General features: G+C 59.3%; 19 protein-coding genes. 14 read left to right on the forward strand and 5 right to left on the reverse strand.

What is annotated here, in order from left to right; translation table 11 throughout:
* Nucleotide 1: 1 nt before the first annotated feature.
* Nucleotides 2-400, forward strand: a complete 399-nt coding sequence (locus AAE029_RS00850; RefSeq protein ID WP_371070890.1) for a VOC family protein — start codon at nt 2-4, stop codon at nt 398-400.
* Between the two features lie 30 nt (nt 401-430).
* Here the strand turns inward: AAE029_RS00850 and AAE029_RS00855 are convergent, their stop codons facing one another.
* Nucleotides 431-1,129, reverse strand: coding sequence for a TetR/AcrR family transcriptional regulator (locus AAE029_RS00855; protein ID WP_371070891.1), 699 nt, complete (start codon nt 1,127-1,129; stop codon nt 431-433).
* A gap of 220 nt (nt 1,130-1,349) precedes the next feature.
* Here AAE029_RS00855 and AAE029_RS00860 point away from each other — a divergent pair, with 220 nt between their 5' ends.
* From AAE029_RS00860 to AAE029_RS00875, 4 genes are all read left to right on the forward strand, one after another.
* Nucleotides 1,350-2,546, forward strand: a complete 1,197-nt coding sequence (locus AAE029_RS00860; protein ID WP_371070892.1) for a multidrug effflux MFS transporter — start codon at nt 1,350-1,352, stop codon at nt 2,544-2,546.
* Nucleotides 2,547-3,023: 477 nt separating this feature from the next.
* On the forward strand, nt 3,024-4,970 hold the full coding sequence (locus AAE029_RS00865) for a PrkA family serine protein kinase (RefSeq protein WP_371070893.1): 1,947 nt from the start codon (nt 3,024-3,026) through the stop codon (nt 4,968-4,970).
* Nucleotides 4,971-4,989: 19 nt separating this feature from the next.
* The gene (locus tag AAE029_RS00870) at nt 4,990-6,264 is read left to right on the forward strand and encodes a YeaH/YhbH family protein (RefSeq protein ID WP_371070894.1); all 1,275 of its coding nucleotides are present in this window, start codon (nt 4,990-4,992) and stop codon (nt 6,262-6,264) included.
* Nucleotides 6,261-7,796, forward strand: coding sequence for a SpoVR family protein (locus tag AAE029_RS00875; protein ID WP_371070895.1), 1,536 nt, complete (start codon nt 6,261-6,263; stop codon nt 7,794-7,796). The genes AAE029_RS00870 and AAE029_RS00875 overlap by 4 nt, the downstream gene beginning before the upstream one ends.
* Nucleotides 7,797-7,977: 181 nt before the next feature.
* On the opposite strand, the gene AAE029_RS00880 is transcribed toward AAE029_RS00875, so the two are convergent.
* Nucleotides 7,978-8,775, reverse strand: coding sequence for a class I SAM-dependent methyltransferase (locus AAE029_RS00880; protein ID WP_371070896.1), 798 nt, complete (start codon nt 8,773-8,775; stop codon nt 7,978-7,980).
* 351 nt (nt 8,776-9,126) lie between these two features.
* Here AAE029_RS00880 and AAE029_RS00885 point away from each other — a divergent pair, with 351 nt between their 5' ends.
* Genes AAE029_RS00885 through cydX form a run of 6 tightly spaced genes read left to right on the forward strand, consistent with a single transcriptional unit; the run spans nt 9,127 to nt 16,094 of the window.
* Nucleotides 9,127-9,705, forward strand: a complete 579-nt coding sequence (locus AAE029_RS00885; RefSeq protein WP_371070897.1) for a GbsR/MarR family transcriptional regulator — start codon at nt 9,127-9,129, stop codon at nt 9,703-9,705.
* 4 nt (nt 9,706-9,709) lie between these two features.
* The gene (gene cydD / locus AAE029_RS00890; protein WP_371070898.1) at nt 9,710-11,473 is read left to right on the forward strand and encodes a thiol reductant ABC exporter subunit CydD; all 1,764 of its coding nucleotides are present in this window, start codon (nt 9,710-9,712) and stop codon (nt 11,471-11,473) included.
* Entirely contained in the window at nt 11,470-13,161 is a 1,692-nt protein-coding gene (locus tag AAE029_RS00895) for an amino acid ABC transporter ATP-binding/permease protein (RefSeq protein ID WP_371070899.1), read from the forward strand. Before cydD ends, AAE029_RS00895 begins: the two co-directional genes overlap by 4 nt.
* Before the next feature lie 59 nt (nt 13,162-13,220).
* Nucleotides 13,221-14,801, forward strand: a complete 1,581-nt coding sequence (locus AAE029_RS00900; RefSeq protein ID WP_371070900.1) for a cytochrome ubiquinol oxidase subunit I — start codon at nt 13,221-13,223, stop codon at nt 14,799-14,801.
* Between the two features lie 6 nt (nt 14,802-14,807).
* Nucleotides 14,808-15,962, forward strand: a complete 1,155-nt coding sequence (gene cydB / locus AAE029_RS00905) for a cytochrome d ubiquinol oxidase subunit II (protein WP_371070901.1) — start codon at nt 14,808-14,810, stop codon at nt 15,960-15,962.
* A gap of 12 nt (nt 15,963-15,974) precedes the next feature.
* Complete coding sequence (gene cydX / locus AAE029_RS00910) at nt 15,975-16,094, forward strand: cytochrome bd-I oxidase subunit CydX (RefSeq protein ID WP_371070902.1); 120 nt, start codon at nt 15,975-15,977, stop codon at nt 16,092-16,094.
* An 89-nt stretch (nt 16,095-16,183) separates the two neighbouring features.
* Here cydX and AAE029_RS00915 read toward each other — a convergent pair whose 3' ends face one another.
* The 3 genes from AAE029_RS00915 to AAE029_RS00925 form a co-directional block, all read right to left on the reverse strand.
* Nucleotides 16,184-16,990: an ATP-binding cassette domain-containing protein gene (locus tag AAE029_RS00915; protein WP_371070903.1), complete on the reverse strand. Its 807-nt coding sequence runs from the start codon at nt 16,988-16,990 to the stop codon at nt 16,184-16,186.
* A complete protein-coding gene (locus AAE029_RS00920; RefSeq protein WP_371070904.1) occupies nt 16,983-19,238 on the reverse strand; it encodes an ABC transporter permease in 2,256 nt (751 codons plus the stop codon). The genes AAE029_RS00915 and AAE029_RS00920 overlap by 8 nt, the downstream gene beginning before the upstream one ends.
* 85 nt (nt 19,239-19,323) lie before the next feature.
* Nucleotides 19,324-20,406, reverse strand: coding sequence for a substrate-binding domain-containing protein (locus tag AAE029_RS00925; protein WP_371070905.1), 1,083 nt, complete (start codon nt 20,404-20,406; stop codon nt 19,324-19,326).
* Nucleotides 20,407-20,831: 425 nt separating this feature from the next.
* On the opposite strand from AAE029_RS00925, the gene AAE029_RS00930 reads away from it, so the two are divergent.
* The 3 genes from AAE029_RS00930 (at nt 20,832) to AAE029_RS00940 (ending at nt 24,111) form a co-directional block, all read left to right on the forward strand.
* Nucleotides 20,832-21,884, forward strand: a complete 1,053-nt coding sequence (locus tag AAE029_RS00930; protein ID WP_371070906.1) for an alpha/beta fold hydrolase — start codon at nt 20,832-20,834, stop codon at nt 21,882-21,884.
* Between the two features lie 158 nt (nt 21,885-22,042).
* The gene (locus tag AAE029_RS00935) at nt 22,043-22,783 is read left to right on the forward strand and encodes a response regulator (protein WP_371070907.1); all 741 of its coding nucleotides are present in this window, start codon (nt 22,043-22,045) and stop codon (nt 22,781-22,783) included.
* The gene (locus AAE029_RS00940) at nt 22,780-24,111 is read left to right on the forward strand and encodes an ATP-binding protein (protein WP_371070908.1); all 1,332 of its coding nucleotides are present in this window, start codon (nt 22,780-22,782) and stop codon (nt 24,109-24,111) included. Before AAE029_RS00935 ends, AAE029_RS00940 begins: the two co-directional genes overlap by 4 nt.
* Nucleotides 24,112-24,185 lie beyond the last annotated feature (74 nt).

Below are 24,185 nucleotides of genomic sequence, written 5' to 3' on the forward strand. Positions count from 1 at the left end.
CATGCTCAAATCATTTGAACATGTCGGCATGACCGTCAGCGACATGGACCGCACGATCGCCTTCTACTGCGACTTGCTGGGTCTTCGGTTGCATCTGCGAAAGGTGACGGGGGAGGGGGCGGATCTTGCCTTTCTCGATGCCGGCGGCGGCATGCTCGAAATCATCGCGCCGGCCGCCGGTGCGAAGCGGGCGGAGGACGTGCCTGATGGAAGGGCCGGGCTTCGTCATCTCACCTTTCTGTTCGAGAGCGTCGAAGACACCTTCGCCAAGCTGGAGGCCGCAGGCGTGGAGGTGGTCGAGCGGCCGCGCAAGGCGTTCAATTCAGAGGTGCTCCATAAAGTCGCGTTCCTGCGTGACCCGGACGGCATCCTGATCGAGCTTGCCGAAAGGGCCGACTGAGTCTCAGAATGTTTTCTGAGAAGGCTATCTCTAAGCTGTAAGCCCTGGCACCGGAACGAGCCGGGGTGAGGTGGCTTTTTCCTTGGCCGGGTGGGAGTAGGCGCAAAGAAAAGTTCGTACTGCGTTGCGCGCCGCACTCTCCAATTCCTCATCCGTCGGCGTGCCGCCCAGCAATGTGATCATCTGCAGATCGGCATTGCCCAATGCGACGAATTGACGGGCGGCGACATCGAAATCGTCGATCTTGAGGACGCCGTCTTGGCCGAGGCGCGCAAAAAGGGCTGCGAGCGCCGAGTTAAGCTTGCAGGGGCCTTGCTGCCGCCACGTTTCGAACAGATGCGGGTAGCGTTCGCCTTCCATCTGAACCAGTTTGCGTAAAAACTTGCCGTCGTGGTTGCAGACGCAGTTCTTGTTAAGACGGACGGAGAATGCCGCCAGATCCTCTTCCAGGTTGTCGGAATTTTCGGGAAAAGTCGACAATATCGAAAACAGCGTCGCATTCATGCGCGCCATGACATCCTCAACCACGGCCATGAACAGCGTTTCTTTTTCGCCGTAGTGATTATAGACTGTCTGCCGTGAAACGCAGGCTCCCATCGCGATTTCGTCGATGCTCGCGGCGGCAAAACCTTGACGGCAAAATACGTCGGCAGCAGCTTCCAGGATCGACAGGCGCTTTGCGCATTGCCCCCTTTGTGCGGGCCCTGTTGCCGTCCTTTTCGATGCCATGCGGTTTTTCATGAAATCAAGATAATGCGTATTGACGTTTTAGACAATGGTGTCTAATTTTACATGTGTGTCCAAATTTGTGGACGCATTGGCTCGTAGAACATGACGCATCCTCCCAAGTTCCGCGTTCCCGCTGCAGCCGATCATCCCTGAACCCTTCGAGAGCAATGCGACGGAGAAACAATCCGGTTTCCTTGTCGCGGTTTATGAGAGATCACCTATGACGGCCTCCTTTTTTCGCATTGCGCTCATTCTCGGCCTGCTTTCAGCTATCGGTCCTTTCGCCATCGACATGTATCTTCCGGCGCTGCCGTCCATCGGCAAGGATCTCGGTGCGCCTGATAATGTCGTGCAGATGAGCCTTTTGTCCTTCTTTATCCCCTTTGCCATTTCTCAGCTCTTTTATGGGCCGCTCGCCGATATGTGGGGCCGCAAGGCGCCGCTTTATATCGGCATCGGCCTGTTTGCGGTGGCAAGCATCGGCTGCGCGTTGGCAAGCAATATCGAAACGCTGATTGCCTTCCGCTTCCTCCAGGGGATCGGCGGGGCGGCCGGCATGGTCATTCCGCGAGCCATCGTCCGCGACATGCATACCGGCGTGCAGGCGGCCCGTCTCATGTCGCTCCTGATGCTGGTCTTCAGCATCTCGCCGATCCTGGCGCCGCTGACCGGCAGCGCGGTCATCGCTTTCTATGGCTGGCGCGGCGTGTTCTGGGCCGTGATGATCGCCGCGTTGATCGGGCTGGTTTTGTTGTCGACGCAGTTGAAGGAAACACGCCTCAAGGAGCATCGCGCAGAAAGCGGCCTTCGCAGCGCCATGGCCGCCTACCGGCATCTGTTTACGGATCGCAACTTCCTGACCCTGACCTTCATCGGCGGCTTCGGCATTTCCAGCTTCCTGGTCTATCTGGCGAACTCGCCCTTCGTGCTGATCAACCACTACGGGCTGACGCCGACCCAATATAGCTTTGCCTTTTCGATCAATGCGGTTTCCTTCTTTGCGGTATCGCAATTGACCGGCTGGCTCGGGGAGCGCTTCGGCCTGGTGCGGGTGATGCGCATGGCCGTCACGGCGTTTTCGTTCGCCATGGTTGCCATGGTCGTGGTCATGAGCCTCGGCTTCAATCAGTTGCCCGTAATGGCGGTCTTCCTCTTCATCGGCTACGGCTTCCTCGGGCTCGTCATTCCGACGACCGGCGTGCTTGCGCTCGAAGACCACGGCGAAATCGCCGGCACGGCGTCCGCCCTGATGGGAACGCTTCAGTTCGTGGCCGCGGCCGTTGCCATGGCGATTGCCGGCCTGTTCTTCGATGGCACGGCAGTGCCGATGGCCGCCGGGATCGGCCTTTGCGCCGTCTGCGCCTTTGTGCTCACACAGGCAACGATCGGCCGGCGCCGCGTCGTGGCGGCGGAATGATCGGGTCTCGGCGAGCGCAATAATATAATAATAATGAGTAAGGAGGCGCCGGTTGGGCGCCGCCTTGTTTTCTTATATGAGCGATACCGCTGGTTTTTAGCGTCTAATTGATTATCTTCGACCTCGACGGTCTCGTCCATGCGTCATGGATTTCAACCGCAATGGATTGCCGGTCGACGAGGCGCTACGGGCGGCGCTGCAACGAATTCTTGTTCCTTGCCGATTCCGATGCCTTAGGTTGCATTTGCCTTATGCAACCGTTGAATGCTTTACAGGAATTCGGCAACTTATATATCGTATATTATTAAATCGCGTGGATAGTGGGCCTTGCATATTGCTGCGTCGCCAAATCGCGCGTACGAATCATTATCGGGATCAAGTATTGATTCTGAGTGAAAACGACCCATCTGACAGATGATGGTGATCGTGTCAACCTCTGACTGAGGCGTTATTGCAGAAGCAAGCTATCGAGGCGCCATGTACAACAACGATGTGCTGTTTAATGCATTCGCCCGTTCTTTCGAAGCACGGCGCGAACATGAGATGTTGTTCCCGGAATACCTAGAGGCGTGCCGGGACGATCCTCTAATGTACGCCAATTCGGCGGAGCGGCTTCTGGCCGCCATGGGGGAGCCTCAACTTATCGATACCGCCAAGGATCCACGGCTCGGGCGGATCTTCATGAACCGGACAATACGCACTTATCCGGCATTCACAGGCTTCTTTGGCATGGAGGAGACGATCGAGCGGATCGTTGCGTTCTTCCGCCATGCGGCTCAAGGGCTGGAGGAGCGCAAGCAGATCCTCTATCTGCTCGGGCCGGTCGGCGGCGGTAAGTCATCACTTGCCGAACGACTGAAATCGCTGATGGAAGTCCACCCCATTTACGTGCTGAAGGCCGGCAATGAACTGAGTCCCGTCTTCGAGAGCCCGCTCAGCCTCTTCGATCCGGTGACGATGGGATCGATGATCGAGGAGCGCTATGGCATCCCGCGTCGGCGGCTGACCGGTCTCATGAGCCCGTGGTGCCTGAAGCGGTTGGAAGAATTTGGCGGCGACATCTCTCGGTTCCGCGTGGCGCGAATCCAGCCCTCCCGCCTTCGGCAGATCGCCGTTTCCAAGACCGAGCCAGGTGACGAGAATAACCAGGATATCTCCTCGCTGGTCGGCAAGGTCGATATCCGCAGGCTTGAAAGCCTCGCCCAGAGCGATCCGGACGCCTATAGCTACTCGGGCGCACTCAACCGCTCCAATCAGGGCATTCTCGAATTTGTCGAGATGTTCAAGGCGCCGATCAAGATGCTGCATCCGCTGCTGACGGCGACGCAGGAGGGCAACTATATCGGCACTGAGAATATCGGCGCCATTCCCTTCTCGGGCATCGTGCTTGCGCATTCCAACGAAGCCGAATGGCAGACCTTCAAGTCCAACAAGAACAATGAGGCCTTTATCGATCGCATTTGCGTGGTCAAGGTGCCCTATTGCCTGAGGGTCACGGAAGAGCAGAAGATCTATGAGAAGCTCATCCAGGAATCGGAGCTGAACAATGCGCCCTGCGCGCCTTCGACGCTCGACACGCTGGCGCGGTTCAGTGTTCTGTCGCGATTGACGCGGCACGAAAATTCGACGCTCTTTTCCAAGCTCAGGGTCTATGACGGCGAAAGCCTCAAGGAAACCGATCCGCGGGCAAGAAGTGTCCAAGAATACCGCGATGCGGCTGGTGTCGATGAGGGCATGGACGGCATTTCGACACGATTTGCCTTCAAGGTGCTTGCTGCGACGTTCAACTATGATACCGCCGAAGTCAGCGCCGATCCGGTGCATCTGATGTATGTGCTCGAACAGGCGATCCGACGCGAGCAGTTCCCCACCGAGACGGAGAAGCTCTATCTTGAATTCATCAAGGGTGAGCTTGCCCCGCGCTATGCCGAATTCATCGGGCACGAGATCCAGAAGGCCTATCTGGAATCCTATGCGGATTATGGTCAGAACCTCTTCGATCGTTATGTCGACTATGCCGATGCCTGGATCGAGGACGTCGATTTCAAGGATCCGGATACCGGCCAGCTGCTCGATCGCGATCTTCTCAATCAGGAACTGACCAAGATCGAGAAGCCCGCAGGCATCGCCAATCCGAAAGATTTTCGCAACGAGGTCGTTAAGTTCTGCCTGCGGTCTCGGGCGAGCAATGCCGGCAAGAACCCGAGCTGGACGAGCTACGAAAAGATCCGTGAGGTCATCGAGAAGCGGATGTTCTCCCAGGTCGAGGATTTGCTGCCCGTCATCTCCTTCGGTTCCAAGAAGGATGGCGAAACGGAGAAAAAACATGGAGAATTTGTCGATCGCATGATGGATCGGGGGTATACTGAGCGCCAAGTCCGTCGGCTCGTCGAATGGTACATGCGTGTAAAGCAGGCAGGTTGAGCGCAACAAGGAAGAAGGAATGCATATTGTTGACCGGCGCCTGAACCCAGGCGGCAAGAGTCTGGAAAATCGCCAGAGGTTTTTGCGGCGAGCGAAGGCGCTGGTGCAGAAAGCGGTCTATGAATCATCCCAAAACCGTGACATTCAGGACATACTGAAAGGCGGTGAGATCAGCATTCCTATCGGCGGAACGGAGGAGCCGCGCCTGCAACGGGGCCCCTACGGCGTCCGCGAGCACATTCTCCCCGGCAACAAGACCTTCATCGAGGGCGACATCCTTCCCCGGCCCGATGGGGGAGGCGGCAGGTCCCGGCAGGGCGGAGAGGGAAGCGACGAGGATGCCTTCCGTTTCGTTCTCACGCGCGAGGAATTCCTCGACCTGTTCCTGGACGACCTCGAATTGCCGGATCTCGCCAAGAAGCGCCTGACCACGACCGATCAGCCCAACCCGGTCCGTGCCGGCTATTCGGTAACCGGTTCACCGTCGAACCTTGCGGTCAATCGCACCATGCGGCTGGCGATGATGCGCCGCGTGGCGTTGCGTCGTCCAAAGCCGGAGAAGGTTGCTGAACTCATCGCCGAAATCGCCGAATGCGAGGACGAAGAGCGCAGGCGGGTTCTTGAAGCGGAAATTCAGGCACTGGAATCGAAGGTACGACGCATTCCCTATATCGATCCGATCGATATCCGTTACCGCCGGTTCGAAAACGAGCCGAAGCCGGTTGCCCAGGCGGTCATGTTCTGCCTCATGGACGTGTCCGGCTCGATGTCCGAACATATGAAGGATCTCGCCAAGCGCTTCTATATGCTGCTCTATATTTTCCTTACCCGGCAGTACCGACGCGTCGAGATCGTCTTTGTTCGTCACACTGACGTCGCAGAGGAAGTCGACGAGGAAACCTTCTTCCGCAGTCCTGCAACGGGCGGAACGCAGGTCTCGAGCGCGTTGGAAACGATGCGCCGTATCGTCGCGGATCGTTATCCGCCGTCGGACTGGAACATCTATGCGGCCCAGGCATCCGATGGCGACAATACCCACTCCGACAATGCGACGACCGCCGCACTCCTGACCGATGCGATTTTGCCGGTCTGCCAGTATTTCGCTTATTTGGAAGTCAGCGAGCCGCGCAGCATGCCCTATGGATCCGACTCAGCGCTCTGGTCGCTCTATGAGCGCATCCAGAGCGAATGGCCGATATTGTCGATCCGCAAGGTCAGTGATCGCAGCCAGATCTACCCGGTTTTCCACGAACTCTTTCAGCGGCGATCGGCGGAAGGCAGGGTCAGTTCATGACGAAATTGTTGTTCGAGGGAGCCGATTGGGATTTCTCCGCTATTCAGCGCATTCATGATGCCTGCGAGGAAGTGGCCATCGGCGAGCTCGGTCTTGATATCTACCCCAACCAGATCGAGATCATCACGACGGAGCAGATGCTGGATGTCTATTCCTCGATCGGCATGCCGCTCTTCTACAAGCACTGGTCCTTCGGCAAGCATTTCGCCCATCATGAGGCTTTCTATCGCAGGGGGCTACGGGGTCTCGCCTACGAGATCGTCATCAACAGTTCGCCCTGCATTTCCTACCTGATGGAAGAAAATACGGCGACGATGCAGGCGCTTGTCATCGCCCATGCCGCTTTCGGTCACAATCACTTTTTCAAGAACAACTACCTGTTCAAGCTCTGGACCGATGCCGAAGGCATTCTCGATTATCTCGATTTCGCCAAGGGCTATATCTCGCGTTGCGAGGAAAGGTATGGCCATGCCGCCGTCGAGCGCGTTCTCGACGCTGCGCATGCCTTGATGTCCCATGGCACGCACCGTTATGCCGGCAAGAAGACCCTCGATCTTCGCGAGGAAGAACGGCGTGAAAAGGAACGGCGCGAGCACGACGAACGCATTTTCAACGATCTCTGGCGCACCGTGCCGACCGGGCACCACAGAAAACCGTCGAACCTGAACATGGAGCGGCGCCGCGCGCTTGCCGGCCTTCCGCAGGAAAACATTCTCTACTTCCTCGAAAAGACCGCACCGCGCCTGAAGCCATGGCAGCGCGAAATCCTGCGGATCGTGCGACACGTCGCCCAGTACTTCTATCCGCAGGGCCAGACGAAGGTCATGAACGAAGGTACTGCCACCTATGTTCATTATCGCATCATGACCCGCCTGCATGAAAAGGGTCTCATCAGCGACGGCAATTTCTTCGAGTTCCTGAAATCGCATACCAATGTCGTCTTCCAGCCGGCTTTCAACGATCCGCGCTATTCCGGCCTCAATCCCTATGCCATCGGCTTCGAGATGATGCAGGATATCGAGAGGATCGTAACCAGGCCGGAGCAGGAGGATCGCCAATGGTTCCCCGAGATCGCCGGCAGCGGCGATCCGATGGCGGTTCTGCGCGACCTCTGGGCGAATTACCGCGACGAAAGTTTCGTCGCGCAGTTCCTCAGCCCTCACCTGATGCGGCGCATGCGCCTCTTCCATCTGACCGACGATCCGGCCGAAGAGGAGGGCTTGCTTGTCGCAGCCATCCATGACGAGCGCGGCTACCGCCGGATCCGGCGCGAGCTTTCGCGCCAGTATGACATTGGCTGGATCGATCCGCATATCGAGATCGTCGATGTCGACCTTGCCGGCGACCGGCGGCTTATTCTGAGACATACCGTCCTGAACGGCGGACTGCTCGAGGAAAAGGATGCCAAGCGCGTCCTGCAGCATCTTGCCGATCTCTGGACCTACGATGTTCTTCTGGAAGAGGCGGACGAAACCGGCACGGTGCTGAAAGAGCATCTGGTCAGCCCCGGCAAGGCATCACTGGCAGCCTGACGGCGGGCAATCACGCCGCAAATTTCCGGTATCGCGTAGCAAATGCTGCTACAGGCAGCTTTGGGACGTTTGGCGGCGGCAATCCCAATCGCTTCACTTTAGCTTCTTCCGCCATTCGCTCTAGCGGCTCGCGGCAGGTTACCGCCGCGCTAATGCATGTCGCGCAAAGTGTGCGATGCGGTCAAGCCGTGCTCCGGACCGCCCAGGCAGCACTCATAAACCCGCGAGGACCGTCATCGCCATCGCAGCCAAGATAGGCTGCTCTCGCCGCGTCTCGAAGACGATCGCGCCTCACCTTGGGCAACGCTTCAAAAAAGGCTGCGAAGGTACCTTGCCCGTAAACCTTCGGATGCCAGAAATCCTCGAAACTGGCATAGTTCATAGGGATTGTGAGCATCGTTTCGGCAATTCCTGTAAAGCCGGCACTTTCGAAAACCTCACGCAATTCGCCTTCGGCCGTCAGCGGCCGCCTGCCGGATGGCACACCTCTGCCGGCCGCCTCCGGCTCGAGCGCGAGGACCGTATCCCAGAACAAGCGCCAACTCGGCATGCCGGCGTAGGACCAGACTGCAGCCGCCGCGGTTGCACCCGGCCGCAGAACGCGCCGCATTTCCCGCACTGCTCGATGTGCATCGGACACAAAATGAAGCACCAACAGTGAATAGACGGCGTCGAACGCCCGGTCTTCGTAGGGCAAGGCACAAACATCGCCCTGCTGCACCCTTATCCTGACATCGGTCGTGCGCGAGCTAAGGACGGCCACGAAGTTTTCCTCGAAGTCCAGGGCTTCGATGGCTTCCAACCCAGGGTAAGCCGCCAAGGCGAGCGTCAGGCTGCCGGTACCACATCCCGCGTCGAGGACGCGACCGCGGGATGGCACGCCCGCAAAATCGAGGAATGGCGCAGCCAGCCGCCGGCTCCAGCGCCCCATGCTGGCTTCATAAGCGTCTGCACCTTTGGCGACGAAGTTAGATGGCATGGGCTCGCTGACTCTCCCGATCCGTCTGAGTGACGCGCTTCTATCGCTGCGCGACTATAGCGCATGGTCGGACAGTCCAATATCTCCAAGCGGGACGATACACTTTTTTGAGAAATGGAAGCACATCTGCCGTCGCGCAGATCGAATCCTATGCGCATGGCGAAGCGGTAATCGGGCGGCAAAGTCGCTGTCAATCACCCGCTTCGTGATCGACGATCCGACGAAATCCCGTAACCAGTGTCAGCGATGACCTTGCCAAATTGACGCATGTCAAGGCGCGAGCTTGCGACAGCAGTTATACTTTTCTATGATTTCAGAAATTTCTGAAATTACTGTTATATGGAAAAACCAATGAACCTGCCTCCTCTCGTCCAATCCTTCGTTCTGCACTTTGGTGAAATGGGTTCGCGCTGGGGTATCAATCGCACGGTGGGGCAGATCTATGCCCTGCTCTTCGTTTCCCCCGAGCCGCTTTGCGCGGAGGAAATCGTTGAAGCGCTGGGCATATCGCGCTCCAATGTCTCCATGAGCCTGCGGGAGCTGCAGACGTGGAACCTCGTTTTGTTAAGGCACAAGCCGGACGATAGGCGCGACTTCTTCACGACGCCTGATGACGTCTGGCAGATCCTCAGGACGCTCGCGGAAGAGCGCAAGAAACGTGAGGTCGATCCGACGCTCTCGGTCCTGCGGGAAATCCTGATGCAGCATCCCGCCAGCGAAGCCGAGCGTCACGCGCAGGTGCGCATGGGGGAAATGTACGGTCTTATCGAGAGGCTGACCCACTGGTACCAAGACGTAAAACAACTTGAAACAGAACGGCTTGCAACGCTACTCTCCCTTGGCGCGAAGGTGACGAAGCTTTTGGAGGCGAAAGACCGGGTTGTTTCGCTCGGGCGCAATCGCCGCTCAAAACCTGCGAACAGGAGTTAGTGCTATGACCAGTGCTTTCTTCGACGCAAATGAGGTGCAGGAGAGCGGAGCCGGGCCATCGGCAGCCGATGCGGAGGATGCCGATCCTGTCCCAGCCCGCCGCAAGCGCGCTGCCCCGAAAGATTTGAGGCTCACTCGCGCTGCATCTCTTCAGACCGTCGCTTCACTGCTCTGGATTCCACAGGCAGGGGCAGTTGCCTATGCGGTCGGCGCGATCGCCGACGATCAAGGACTTCCTGCCGTCTTCTGGCCTGCCGTCATCGTCTTCATTTTCGGCGGTCTAAAAACCTGTCTCGACGCGGCCGGCGGCCGCATTGCTTTTCGCGCGGCCCGCAGTCAATTGACCCGGCGGCGGCAGCTGGTTACGGCAGCTCTGGCCGCACGTTCGCCGATCGACATTGGTCGACCCGCTTCGGGCCTTGCCGCCAGCGTTCTGGGAGAGCAGGCGGAGACGATCGCACCTTATCTTGCACGGTTCCAGCCGGCGCGGATGAAGGCGGTGGCCACTCCGTTGCTCATCCTGCTCTGCGTCATTCCTTTCTCCTGGCTGGCTGCGATCATTCTCCTGGTCGCAGCTCCGCTCATCCCGCTCTTCATGGCGCTGATCGGTTGGCGGGCCAAGGCCGCGAGCGAACAACAGCTCGCCGAGACGGGCGGATTGAACGCCTTCCTGCTCGACAGACTGCGGGGTCTTGCAACGATCCGCGCGCTCGGTGCGGTCGATCTCACGGCGAAACGATTGCTCGCTGACGCGGATTCCCTTCGGCAACGGACCATGGCAGTGCTTAAGATTGCTTTCCTGTCCTCTGCCGTGCTCGAGCTGTTTTCCGCCCTCGGCGTCGCGATGGTGGCCGTCTATGTGGGCTTCAGCCTGCTGGGGCAGATCGGATTCGGCGCCTGGACAAGCGGATTGTCGCTCACCGAGGGCCTCTTCATCCTTCTGCTGGCGCCGGCCTTTTTCGAACCCTTGAGAGAGCTTTCAGCCGTTTGGCACGACCGCGCGGCGGGAGAAGCGGCACTCGAGGCCATGGAGAGACTGTCGTCCCCCGATGTCGCCGTTCCAGGCGCGAAAGATGAGATCACGGTATCCAAAGCGAGCAGTCGCCAACCGCTGCCGGTTCGACTCGAAGAGGCGAGCTTCCGCTACGGCGAGGGCCGGCCCTTTGTCCTTGATCGTTTCGATCTCCATGTCGAGGCTGGAGAGCATGTCGCTCTGCTCGGTGTCAGCGGATCCGGAAAATCCACGATTCTCTCGCTGATCGCAGGACTTGCGCAGCCCGCATCCGGCCGGGTGATCATCGGCGATATGGATTTGACTGAGCAAAACGCCGCCTCCCTGCGCGGCAAGATCGCCTGGCTCGGCCAGAGGCCGCATATCTTCGCCGGCACGATCCTGAGCAATATAGGGCTTGGACGCCGCGAGATCGGTCGTGGCGAAATAGCCGAGGCAATCGATTTCGCAAAATTGGGTCATGTCGTCGATGCCTATGGAACAAAGCCGATCGGTGAGGGGGGTATCGGACTTTCCGGTGGAGAAGCGATGCGGCTGGCGCTTGCAAGAGCGGGCGTCACGCGGGGCGCTGGAATATTGCTGGCGGACGAACCTACAGCGCATCTCGACGCGGCGACGGCGAACGAGATTGGCGAAAGTCTTCTTGCCCTTGCGAAGGGTCGCACCCTGATCGTCGCAACCCATGATCCAGTGTTGGCTGCCCGAATGCACCGGGTCATCCGCCTCGGCGATGAAAGGCAGGAGGCTGCGGCATGATAGAGGGCCTCAGACACCTTCTACCGGTCATCCGCCTGTTTCTGACCGAGCGGTCCCGGACGCTTTTGATCGGCGCGCTATTGTCCGCAGCGACGGTCATGGCAGGTATCGCTCTGCTCGGCCTTTCGGGCTGGTTCATCACCGCCACCGCAATTGCGGGGCTTTCGACGGCGACCGCCATCACCTTCGACGTCTTCGCACCCGCCGCGGGTATCCGCCTCCTGGCGATCGCACGCACGGCCGCCCGCTATGGCGAGCGGCTGACGACGCATGATGCCACATTACGTGTGCTTGCTGCCCTGCGCGAGAGGCTGTTTCGCGGCTGGTCGGCCCCGGGGGCAGCGGCAATCCTGCTGCACCGCCCGGCAAGGCTGCTCTTCCGGCTGACCGCGGATATCGATGCGCTCGATTCTCTCTACCTGCGTGTGCTGGTTCCCGCTGCCGCTGCCGTCAGCGCGGCTGTTCTTGCCGCCATTACCCTCGGCCTCATGCACCCGCTGTTCGGTGTCCTTGCGGCTCTCTGGCTTCTCGCAACAGGTCTTGGCATACCGATCTTGGCGGGAATGCTGGCCCAAAAGCCCGCTCGCCGGCGTGCCCATGCGATTGAAGCCCTTAGATCGCGCACCATTGATCTTGTCGCCGGGCAGACCGAGCTCATGATCGCCGGACGGATCTCCGCACAACAGTCCGCAATCGCGGCTGCGGACGGACGTCTCGCCGAAGCGGATGATGATCTGAACCGGATCGAGACGGGTGTTGTCGTCGGTTTCGGCCTGGCAACCACCGTTCTCTTGACGGGCTCGTTGCTGGCGGTTGCGCTGCTCTCTCAAATGGGTGCCATAAGTCCTCCAGTTGCAGCACTCGGCCTGCTGATCGCCTTTACGGCCGTCGAGCCCTTTGCAGCACTTCGCCGCGGCGCCATGGAACTTGGACGAACGATTCTTGCCGCGCGTCGCGTCGCGCCGCGGCTTCGACCGTCGGCGGACGTGAAGAGACTACGGGCTCCTGCCGCTGATTTTGCTTTCCACTTATCCCGCGTAACAGCGCGGCCCGCCGGCGCGGCTGCGCCGACGCTGCATGACATTACGCTGTCGTTGGGCCAGGGCGAGCATCTTGCCGTGATCGGCTCCAGCGGTGCCGGCAAATCGACGCTGCTTGCCCTGCTGGCCGGGGAGATTTCGCCCGAGAACGGCACCGTTGAATGCGTTCCAGCCACCCTGCTGACACAGCGCACCGAACTGTTTGAGGACACGCTGCGCGACAATCTCAGGCTTGCCGATCCTCTGGCCGACGACGGCAAGCTCAGGCACGCCCTTGCCGCTTCCGGACTTCTCGCAGACGTCGCGGCACTTCCGCGCGGGCTTGATACGCGCCTTGGCGAAGGGGGTCTTGGTCTTTCCGGCGGACAGGCGCGGCGTCTGTCACTCGCGCGGCTGCTGCTCCGTGACACGCATCTGTGGCTTCTGGACGAGCCGACCGAGGGACTTGATGGGGAAACAGCGCGTGACGTTCTAAGTCGACTGCTCCTGGCGGCGCAAAACCGGTCGCTGGTCATTGCGACCCATGTCAGGCGGGAGGCCGCCATCGCCGATCGGATCGCCGTTATCGAGCGCGGCAGGATCACCGATATCCACCGCCGAGGCGAGGCGGGCTTCGATGCCGTACTTGCCCGGCTGAGGCCGGACTGAAGAAGCAGAATGCGACTGCGAAACAGCAATGTATCCCGTGGGACCGTGGGAGAAAGACAATGGAACTCGACATCGTGGCGCTATCGCGCCTGCAATTTGCCCTGACCGCCCTCTATCACTTCCTGTTCGTGCCGCTCACGCTCGGACTTTCGGTACTCCTCGCCATCATGGAAACCGTCTATGTCATGACGGGGCGCACCATCTGGCGTCAGATGACGAAATTCTGGGGCACGCTTTTCGGCATCAACTTCGTGCTCGGCGTGGCGACCGGCATCGTGATGGAATTCCAGTTCGGCATGAACTGGAGCTATTACAGCCACTACGTCGGCGACATCTTCGGTGCGCCGCTCGCCATCGAAGGCCTGATGGCCTTCTTCCTGGAGGCGACCTTCGTCGGCCTGTTCTTCTTCGGCTGGGACAGGCTCTCCAGGGTCGGTCACCTCGTCGCCACCTGGGCGGTGGCGCTGGGCTCGAACTTCTCAGCGCTCTGGATCCTGATCGCCAACGGCTGGATGCAGAATCCGGCCGGTTCGGCGCTCAACCCGCAGACGATGCGAATGGAGATAACCAGCTTCTTCGACGTCCTGTTCAATCCCGTGGCGCAGGCGAAGTTCGTCCATACCGTCTCGGCAGGCTATGTCTGCGCCTCGATCTTCGTCCTCGGTGTCTCGGCCTGGTATCTGCTCAAGGGCCGGCACATCGAGCTTGCAAAACGCTCCATGACTGTTGCGGCTTCCTTCGGCCTTGCTTCGGCGCTCTCCGTGGTCGTGCTGGGTGATGAAAGCGGATATCTCTCGACCGAGCATCAGAAGATGAAGCTCGCGGCGATCGAAGCCATGTGGGAGACAGAACCGGCACCCGCCCCCTTTACCGCCTTCGGCTTTCCGGATCTTCAGGCGCGCGAGACCCACTATGCAGTCCGTATCCCCTGGGTCATGGGGCTGATCGGCACCCGCTCGCTGACGACAGTCATTCCAGGCATCGCGGAACTGGAAGAGCATGCCAAGACCCGCATCCGCGACGGCATCAAGGCCTATGACGCCCTGATGCAGATCCGAGCGGCGCCGACGCCGGACGGTGTCGCGACGGAGGTTCGCACGTCCTTCGAGGATCTCGGCCATGAACTCGGCTATGCGCTGCTCTTGAAGCGCTATGTCGACGATCCGCGCCAGGCGACCGAGGAACAGATTGCCCAGGCTGCAAGGGATACCATTCCCCATGTCCCGACGCTTTTCTGGACCTTCCGCATCATGGTCGGGCTCGGTATGTTTTTCATCCTGCTGACGGCGACCTTCTTCTGGCTCTCCGCTCGGCGGCAGCTCGACCGCTATCCCATCCTGTTGCGCATCGCCGTCTTTGCCATTCCGCTGCCATGGATCGCGATCGAGTCGGGCTGGATCGTGGCCGAGTTCGGCCGCCAGCCATGGGTGATCGAAGGCGTCCTGCCGACGGCAGTGGCCGTTTCCAATCTCGGCGCGTCGATGGTGTTGACGACCATTCTCGGCTTCACCGGCATCTATACCCTGCTCTTCATCATCGAGATGAGCCTGATGCTGAAAGCGATCCGCAACGGGCCGGAGCCGGACGAGAATCCGGAAGCCGAGCTCATTTCCGAAACCATCATTCCAGCGGCGGAGTGAAACGCCATGATTCTCCACGAACTTATCGACTACCAAACTCTGCGCGTGATCTGGTGGCTGCTGATGGGCGTGATCCTGATCGCGTTCGCCATGATGGACGGCTTCGACCTCGGGATCGGAACATTGCTGCCCTTCGTCGCCCGCACCGATACCGAGCGCCGGATCGTCATCAATACGGTCGGACCTGTCTGGGAAGGCAACCAGGTCTGGCTCATTCTCGGCGGCGGCGCCATCTTCGCCGCCTGGCCACCGCTCTATGCCGTATCCTTCTCCGGCTTCTATTTCGCGATGTTTGCCATCCTCTTCGCGCTCATCTTGAGGCCGGTCGGCTTTAAATATCGATCGAAACGCGAAAGCACGGCATGGCGGAACGGATGGGATTGGGCGCTTTTTGTCGGCGGTTTCGTGCCGTCGCTTATCCTCGGCGTTGCCATCGGCAATGTGCTGCAGGGTGTACCTTTCCGCTTTGCCGATGACATGCGCGTTTTCTACGAAGGCTCGTTCTTCGAGCTCCTTAATCCCTATGCACTGCTTTGCGGCCTGCTGTCCGTATCGATGATCGTCATGCATGGCGCTGCCTGGCTGGAACTGAAGACGTCCGGCCCGGTTGCTGAACGGGCTCGCAACTATGGCAGGATCGCAGCCCTTCTGACGATCGTGCTTTTCGCGCTTGGCGGTCTTGGCCTGTGGCTTGCCGGCGAGGGCTATCGCATCACCAGTGAAATCAGCCCGACCGGCCCTTCCAACCCGTTGCTGAAGACGGTGGCGCGCGACGGCGGTGCGTGGTTCGTCAACTTCGAGGCACATCCGTGGCTATTGATCGCACCGATCCTCGGCTTTCTGGGCGCGGCGGGAACTTTTATCGGCATGCAGATGCGCAAGGATGTGATGCCGCTGCTGTTCAGTGAACTGTCGATCTTCGGCATCGTTTCCACCGTCGGCGTCTCGATGTTTCCCTTCATCCTGCCGTCCTCGCTGGATCCGAGATCGAGCCTGACGGTGTGGGACGCTTCGTCCAGCCATCTGACGCTCTTCATCATGCTTGTGGTGACGCTGATCTTCCTGCCGATCATCATTGCTTACACGAGCTGGGTCTATAGGGTTCTCTGGGGCAAGGTCGACGAGAAAATGGTGAACGACAAGGGCGGTCACGCTTACTGAGGAGGTTGGACAATGTGGTATTTCGCCTGGATTCTTGGCCTGCCGCTCGCAGCCGCCTTCGCCGTCCTTAATGCCATGTGGTACGAACTGATGGACGACGAGGCGAAGAAGAAGCTTCAAAAAGGCAAGTAGCGTGACGGAGCTGTGGCAGTAGCGCTGCCGCAGCTCCTTTTCGTGCGGCTGCCTGAGTGCAAGAGTTGCCCCTTATTTGTCGGCACCAATCAGAAACTTTGACTCACTTCGACATTCCGCCGTGCCTCATCAGCGGTCAGCGCCTGCTCCCGCGTGCCCGAAACGATGATCTCGAGCACCTCGTGCTCATCGGTATTCTTGATGTAGCGGTCGCCGACATATTCGCCGCGCTTCAGCACCATGACGCGGTCGCCCACGGAGAAAATATCGATGAGGCGGTGCGAGATGATGATCTGCGCAACCCCTTGTTTCTTAAGTTCCAGCATGGTCTCGAGCAGACGTTCGGTTGCCATGACGGAAAGGTTCGCCGTCGGCTCGTCGAGGATCACGACGCGCGGGTTGAACGAAATCGCGCGGGCAATCGCCACCGATTGCTGGCGGCCTCCTGAAAGGCTTTCGACTTTCTGATAGACAGAATTCACGTCGACCTTCAGCCGTTTCAGCACGCTGTCGGCTTCCGCATACATCTTGCGACGATTGACAAAGAGGCCTTTGAGCGGCCAGCGACCGAGGAAGATGTTCTGGCCGACATCCATGTTGCCGCACAGCGCAAAATCCTGATAGATCATCTCGATTCCGACGTCCCGGCTTTCGTGTGGACTCTTGAAGTGTACCGGTTGTCCGGCAACGAAGATTTCGCCGGCATCGCGTTGATAGGCGCCGGTCAGGATCTTCATGAGCGTCGACTTGCCGGCCGAATTGTCGCCGACCAGACCGAGAATCTCGCCAGGATAAAGCACGAGGTCGACATTGCGGAGTGCCTGGACTGCTCCGAACGCTTTTTCGATGCCGCGCATTTCGACGATAGGTTCAGGGGATGGCGCAACGTCAGCCATAGGCGGTGTCCCGTGTTCGAGTGGCTTGTTCGCGGCGGAGCCGCAGGCGTCCGAAGATCTTGGCCTGGCGTACCCAGATATCGATCAGCACCGCGACGATAAGGATGAGTCCGATGAAGACGTTGATCCAGTGTTGCGGCATGCTGAATCCCTGGACGTTGAGCTGCATGAGCGCGCGTACGAGCGTGATCACGGCCGCGCCAGCGAGCGCGCCGATCATGCTGCCGTAGCCGCCGAAGATCGAGCCGCCGCCGATGATGACGGCGGCGATGGCGTCCAGTTCGCGGAACTGACCGGCAACGGGGTTGAAACTGCGAAAATAGGCGACATTGATGATCCCGGCCATGGCGGCACAGAATGCCGACAGCATGAGTGCGATGAAGCGCACCCTGTTGGTGTTGATGCCCGCATAGGCGGCGGCGCGAATGTTGCCGCCAGTGGCGTAGATCCTTTGCCCGAAGGGCATGTATGCAAGTACGACGCCGGCGATGAGGGCGACAAGAAACATCCAGATCGTCTGGACGCTGACCACTTCCGCTATGCTGCGTAGGATTCCTGGAGGCAGCGCGACATAGAAATGGAGGAGGATGTCATTTACCTTGCGGCCGAGCAGGTTGTAGGTCTCCGGCCAGCCGGTCAGTTGCTGTCCGGCCACAAACCAGGCCGCCAGTCCGCGGGCGATATAGTACATGCCGAGCGTGGCGATGAAGGCGGGCAGCTTGAAGCCAACGGTGACCACCGCATTTATGAGACCGGCGGCCATCCCCGCAAGAAGGCCCATCGCGATTGCGGTGATGGGATCGGCGCCAAGAACTTTCAGGAAATAGGCCGCCGTACTTCCGGCAAGGGCGAGCACCGATCCGACAGAGAGGTCGATATCGCCGGCGGCGATGACATAAGTGAGCCCGATCGCGATCAGCGCCAGCTCGGTATAATTGAGCAGGATCGCGAAGCTGTTCGACAGGTTCCACCAGTAGTCGGGTCGGAGGACGACTCCCGTAAGCCACAGCAGAACGGTGAGGATGATGGCCAGCGAATCGCGTCGGCTGAAGAATTTTCCAAATGCGGTTGTTGACATCGCCATGTCGGCTGCCATGGCGCCCTTGGTCTGGACGCCCTCGAGCGCAATCCCGCCGATCTCATAGGCCGGAGGTGGCGGTTTGCCGCGAAGCCATGCCCAAAAACGCGCCGCCAGCTGGCGCCGGATGAGGTAGGGCTCGATGAGCACGGCGATGACGAGAAGCATTCCGAGGAAGACCGGCACTGCGCCGACCGGCAGCGAATAGATAGCATTGACCGTCACCTCCTCTTCTCCCATCTTGATGGTGCGCGTGATCGGCCAACCCTCGCGCAGGACCTTGTCGAGCAGGACGACCAGGAGCGCGCCAAGGCAGGATCCGGCCATGCGGCCGCGGCCGCCGAGGATCGAGGCGCCGCCCAGGATGACGGCGGCGATGACGGTCAACTCGAGGCTGACGCCGTATAGTGGGGTCACGCCCTTGTCCTGGGTCGCCGACATCAGGCCCGCAAGCGTCGCGCAGAGCGACGAGATCAGGTAGGCACGGATACGCACCCAGTTCGTCGGTATGCCGGCATAGACTGCCGCCTGTTCATTGCCGCCGGTTGCGAACGTCTCATATCCCCAGCGCGACTTGGCCAGCGCGAGGGCACCGATGACAGCGACAATGACGAAGATGATGATCTGATTGTTGAAACCGAGGACGTTTGTCTCACCGAGATGGAAGAATAGCGGATAGTCTTTCGCCTTGCCGGGATAATAGATCGCCTGGCCATGCGTCAGCGCAAGGACGAACCCTCGGCCGATAAAGAGCATCGTCAGCGTGGCGATAAAGGCGGGGACTTTCAGGGCCGTGACAAGCAGGCCGTTGGCGAGACCGATCGCGACACCGAGAATCGTACAGAGGATGATCGATGTCAGGACGTCCAGGTCGAGGAAGCTCGGTGCGAACAGCCGGGCGAAAACCACGGCGATCAGGCCATAGGTGGAACCAACCGAGAGGTCGAGATCCTTGTTGACGATGACAAAGGTCATTCCGACTGCAATGATGGCCACTCGGGAGGTGTCGCGAAGGAGCGCATGGAAAGCCTCGGCCGACCCAAAGAAAGCGGGGTTGACGATGGCGCCGCCGAGATAGAGCAGCAGGAGCAGCATGATCAGTCCTGCCTCCCAGCCGCCGATCAGTTGGGATGGTGCGCGGTCGAGCCGTGTCGTCGCGTTAGGCTCCATGGGGGTTCTTCTATCCGGCTATCGCGTCACACGCTGCGGGAGAATTCGCGCCCTCCCGCAGCAATTTGAAGCGCTGCGCGCGACATCAATTCTCGAAGCGCTTGCCAACATCTCCGACCGTATCCTTGGTCACGAGTTGGGCGCGTGTGTCGAGATTGGATGCCGCGATGCCACGATCGATCTGCAGATAAAGCTGCATGACAGGCCAGAAACCCTGCAGGAATGGCTGCTGTCCGAGCGCACCGGTCAGGTCGCCGCTTTTCAACGCATCCTGCTGGGCGGGACCGAGGTCGAAGCCATAGGCACAGATCTTGCCCGTCATCCCTGTCTGGGCGACTGCCTTGGCAAGTGCCGGCGTAAACACGTTGTTGCCGGCAAAGGCGCCGACCACGTCACCGCGCGATTCGAACAGTGTGACGATACCATTCACCGGATCGTTCGGGTTCGTGTCGATACCCGTGTTTTCCGGTCCCGCATCAACCTTAAAGTTTTCGAGCTTGCCCGAATCCTTGAGGCCCTTGACGATGGCGTTGAAGGCCGATGTCACGCGGTTGTTCACCTCGATGTTGCCCATCGCGGTCGAGGAGGGTAGCACGATCGAGCCCTTTTCGATGCCCTTGTCCGCCAGGCATTTGACCAGCGCTTCACCGGCGATCGCGGCGGCGGACGCATCCTGGCCTGTGTGACCTATGCCGCTTCGGTCGAGTATGGTTCCATCGAAGGAGTTGGTCGTGGCAACGGGAATGCCCTTTGCTTCGGCGGCCTTGACGATGTCGTTATAGGCACCCGCCTGCGGCGTAGTCATGATCAGCCCGTCGATCGTCGGGTCCTGCACGATCTGGTTCAGGATTTCGATCTCGCGAGCAGGGTCGTCGGTTGGTGATTCCGAGCCAAGCAGCAGTATCTTGGCACCGATGAGGTTACCGGCGACAGTCGCGCCGACATAGACGGGATCAAAGAAACCGTTGCCGGCCGTGTGCGTTACAATTGCGAAGGTCAGATGCCCATCGGCCGAATGGAAATCCTTCGTGCCGGATGCTTCCTTTGCGGCTTCCTCGAAATTGTAGCCGCCAACCGCCTTCTCGACGCTGCCCGATTGCGCGAAAGCTTGCGAGACGCCGAGCGATACCGCCGCGGTCGATGCCGCGAGCAACAAAATTCGCCTCATGATTGGTCCTCCCTTACCGAGTGCGGAAAGCCGTTCGAGCGCACTGATTGAGTTGTTCGAATGCTCCCCTCTATATTTTATAACACACTAATATGCTGTGCAAAATCGGCAGAAGTAAAATGGTGACGCCGATATATCGCGCCGCATACGGAGCTAAACGCTGATGCAGCGTTGAGGTGGGGCCGGATGCATGGGGTTACAATCAGGCGCTGACGTAAGCCTTCTGTCGTTTGGCAAGAAAAACCGAGCGTCGCGGACTGGCCGGAATGGCTTTGTCCATTACTTCCTCTCGGGCCCATTGTAGCGCAATGTATCTGGACGCCGGAAACCTACATCATCATGCAAATCCGATGGATCGCGACACATCGGGGATACATGGAAAGCGTCTTCCTGCAGTTGTAACGAATTCATTTGGAGAGAGACCAGTGTCTGAAGAAATCAATCATCATCGGCGCCGCTTCTTCGGTGTTGCGGCAATGACCGTTGCTGCCACCCAGTTCGGCATGATCGACGCGGCGAGCGCACAGACCGGCGCGCCCAAGCCTGCAACCTTGCCTGCCATCAAGCCGGGGACGAACACGACTTTTGCCGCGTTGAAACAGATTGATGCCGGCGTCCTTAACATTGGCTACGCCGAGGCCGGCCCGGCGGATGGTCCTCCCGTCATTCTGCTGCATGGCTGGCCGTATGATATCTACAGCTATGTCGACGTTGCTCCCTTGCTGGCATCGGCCGGCTATCGGGTGATCATTCCCTATCTGCGCGGCTATGGCACGACGCGCTTTCTATCGGATAAAACGCCCCGAAACGGCCAGCAGTCCGTGGTGGCCGCGGATATCATCGCCCTGATGGATGCCCTCAAGATCGAGAGGGCGACGGTTGCCGGTTATGACTGGGGAGCGCGGACAGCCAATATCATGGCTGCGCTTTGGCCGGAACGCTGCAAGGCCATGGTTTCGGTCAGCGGCTATCTGATCGGCAGCCAGGAAGCCAACATGATGCCGTTGCCGCCAAAGGCCGAGCTTCAATGGTGGTATCAGTATTATTTCGTAACGGAACGCGGTCGGGCCGGCTACGACAAATACCGACGCGATTTTTCCAAGCTGATCTGGCAACTCGCTTCACCGCAGTGGAACTTCGATGATGCCACGTTCGAGCGCAGCGCGGCAGCCTTCGACAACCCCGATCATGTCAGCGTCGTGATCCATAATTATCGCTGGCGTCTCAGCCTGGCTGAAGGCGAGCCGCAATATGAAGATCTCGAGAAGAGGCTCAGCAAAGCCCCGTCGATCAGCATCCCGACGATCACCCTCGAAGGTGATGCCAATGGTGCGCCTCATCCGGATCCCGCATCCTATCGCAGCAAGTTCACGGGCAAATATACGCACCGTACGATCACAGGCGGCATCGGCCACAACCTGCCGCAGGAGGCTCCCCAGGCATTTGCCGAAGCCGTGATTGAGGTCGACGGATATTGACCGAAGTGCCGCGGATATGACGTTACCGCTTACGGCGTGCCAGCGGGCACGCCGCTCGTGTTTCGAAATATAAGTTTGCATAATAATTATTATGATGATAATTAAATGCTACGGCGGTCTCGGCTGCGCCGTCCTGCACGAACTGAAGGCACCTTATAATGGACCATATCGATCACATCCTGATCGTTGATGACGATCGCGAAATCCGGGAACTGGTTTCGAGCTATCTCAAGAAGAATGGCCTGCGCGTGACTGTCGTGGCAGATGGAAGGCACATGCGGTCATTCCTCGAGGCCAACGCCGTCGATCTCATTATTCTCGATGTGATGATGCCGGGCGATGATGGCCTGGTTCTGTGCCGCGAACTGCGCGCCGGCAAACACAAGGCGACGCCGATCCTGATGCTGACGGCACGAAATGATGAGACGGATCGCATTATCGGCCTGGAGATGGGGGCGGATGACTATGTGGTAAAGCCCTTTGCCGCGCGCGAACTTCTGGCACGCATAAAGGCAGTTCTGCGCCGGACCCGCATGCTTCCTCCAAATCTTCAGGTGACGGAGGTCGGCCAATTATTGGCCTTCGGCGAGTGGCAACTTGACACGATCGGTCGAAACCTGCTCGATCGGGATGGGACGGCAATAGCGCTGAGTGGTGCAGAATATCGCCTGCTTCGCGTCTTTATCGATCATCCCCAGCGCGTCCTCAATCGGGATCAGCTCTTGAACCTCACGCAGGGGCGTGACGCCGAACTGTTCGACCGCTCCATCGATCTTTTGGTGAGCCGGCTGCGTCAGCGTCTGGGTGATGATGCGCGAGAGCCGACCTACATCAAGACCGTCCGCAGCGAGGGCTACGTCTTCTCGATGCCGGTCGAAATTTCGGAACTTCGCCAATGAATGCGGTTGCAATGCTTCGGCATTTGCGGCCTTGGCCGCGCACTCTGGGAGCAAGGCTGTTCCTGATCCTCCTTGCTGGCCTGACGATTGCCCATGGTCTTTCCTTTAGCGTTCTGTTTCTGGAACGCTACATGGCGGCCAAGGCGGTCATGCTCGGCACGCTTGAAAATGACGTCGCGACTTCGATTGCCATTCTGGACCGCCTGCCGGCGCACGAACGGGCGCAATTGGTGGATCGGCTCGATCGGGGCAGCTATCGCTTTGTGTTGGGCACGGGGCTCGCCGGCGTCGCCGAACTGCCAAAACGCGATGCCGAGATCGCCGCGAAAATACAACAGGCCGTCGGCCAGAATTATCCTGTCCGGGTCGAGTCCATACCCGGTGACGGCAAACGCCTTCAGGCGCATCTGACCTTGAGCGATGGAAGTCCTCTGACGATCGACGTGAACCCTGCCGGAGTCATGCCGTTGGCGGACTGGCTGCCCTATGTTCTTGTCGCACAGCTCGTTCTTCTCGTCCTCTGCAGCTGGTTTGCTGTCCGCCAGGCGATACGTCCTCTGGTAAACCTCGCCAGGGCCGCCGATACGCTTGATCCGAACAAGAAAACGCCACGGCTGAGCGAAACGGGACCGAGGGAAGTCGCCTATGCCGCCACGGCCTTCAATGCGATGCGCGATCGTATCGCGCATTATCTTGAGGAAAGAGTCCAGATCCTCGCTGCCATCTCCCATGACCTGCAAACGCCGATCACACGGATGAAGCTTCGTGCCGAAATCGCAGAGGACTCGGTCGAAAAGGAAAAGCTGGTTCAGGATCTTGGCGAAATCGAACGTCTGGTAAAGGAAGGCGTGGCCTATGCGCGCAGCGCCCATGGCAACAGCGAAAAGTCAGCTCGCATCGACATCGGTTCTTTCATCGAGAGTCTTGCCTATGATTACCAGGACACAGGCAAGGCTGTAGAGGTGACCGAAAAGATCGATGGTGCAATAGTAACCCGACCTCACGCGCTGCGCCGCATCCTGACCAATCTCGTCGATAACGCGCTCAAGTTCGGCGGCAGCGCAGAGATATGCGTGCAGAGAGATGCCGACGAGCAGATCGTCATCAAGGTACTCGACCGCGGCCGGGGGATTCCGGAAGACCAGCTCGAAGCTGTCATGCAGCCATTCTTCCGGCTTGAACAATCCCGAAACCGGGGAACCGGCGGGACCGGGTTGGGCCTGGCCATCGCCCAACAGCTAGCTGTTGCGATAGGCGGCGCACTCAGGCTGCGCAATCGGGAAGACGGCGGGCTTTCCGCGGAGATCTCCATCCCTCGGCAAGCGTGAACATCTTCCAACAAAGTGTTCTCACCGCGTATGCGCTCAGCCGTCAATGGTCGGCCTTCAGCTGCGGTACTCTG

This window comes from Sinorhizobium sp. CB7 (genome assembly GCF_041357635.1).
GTDB lineage: Bacteria > Pseudomonadota > Alphaproteobacteria > Rhizobiales > Rhizobiaceae > Rhizobium.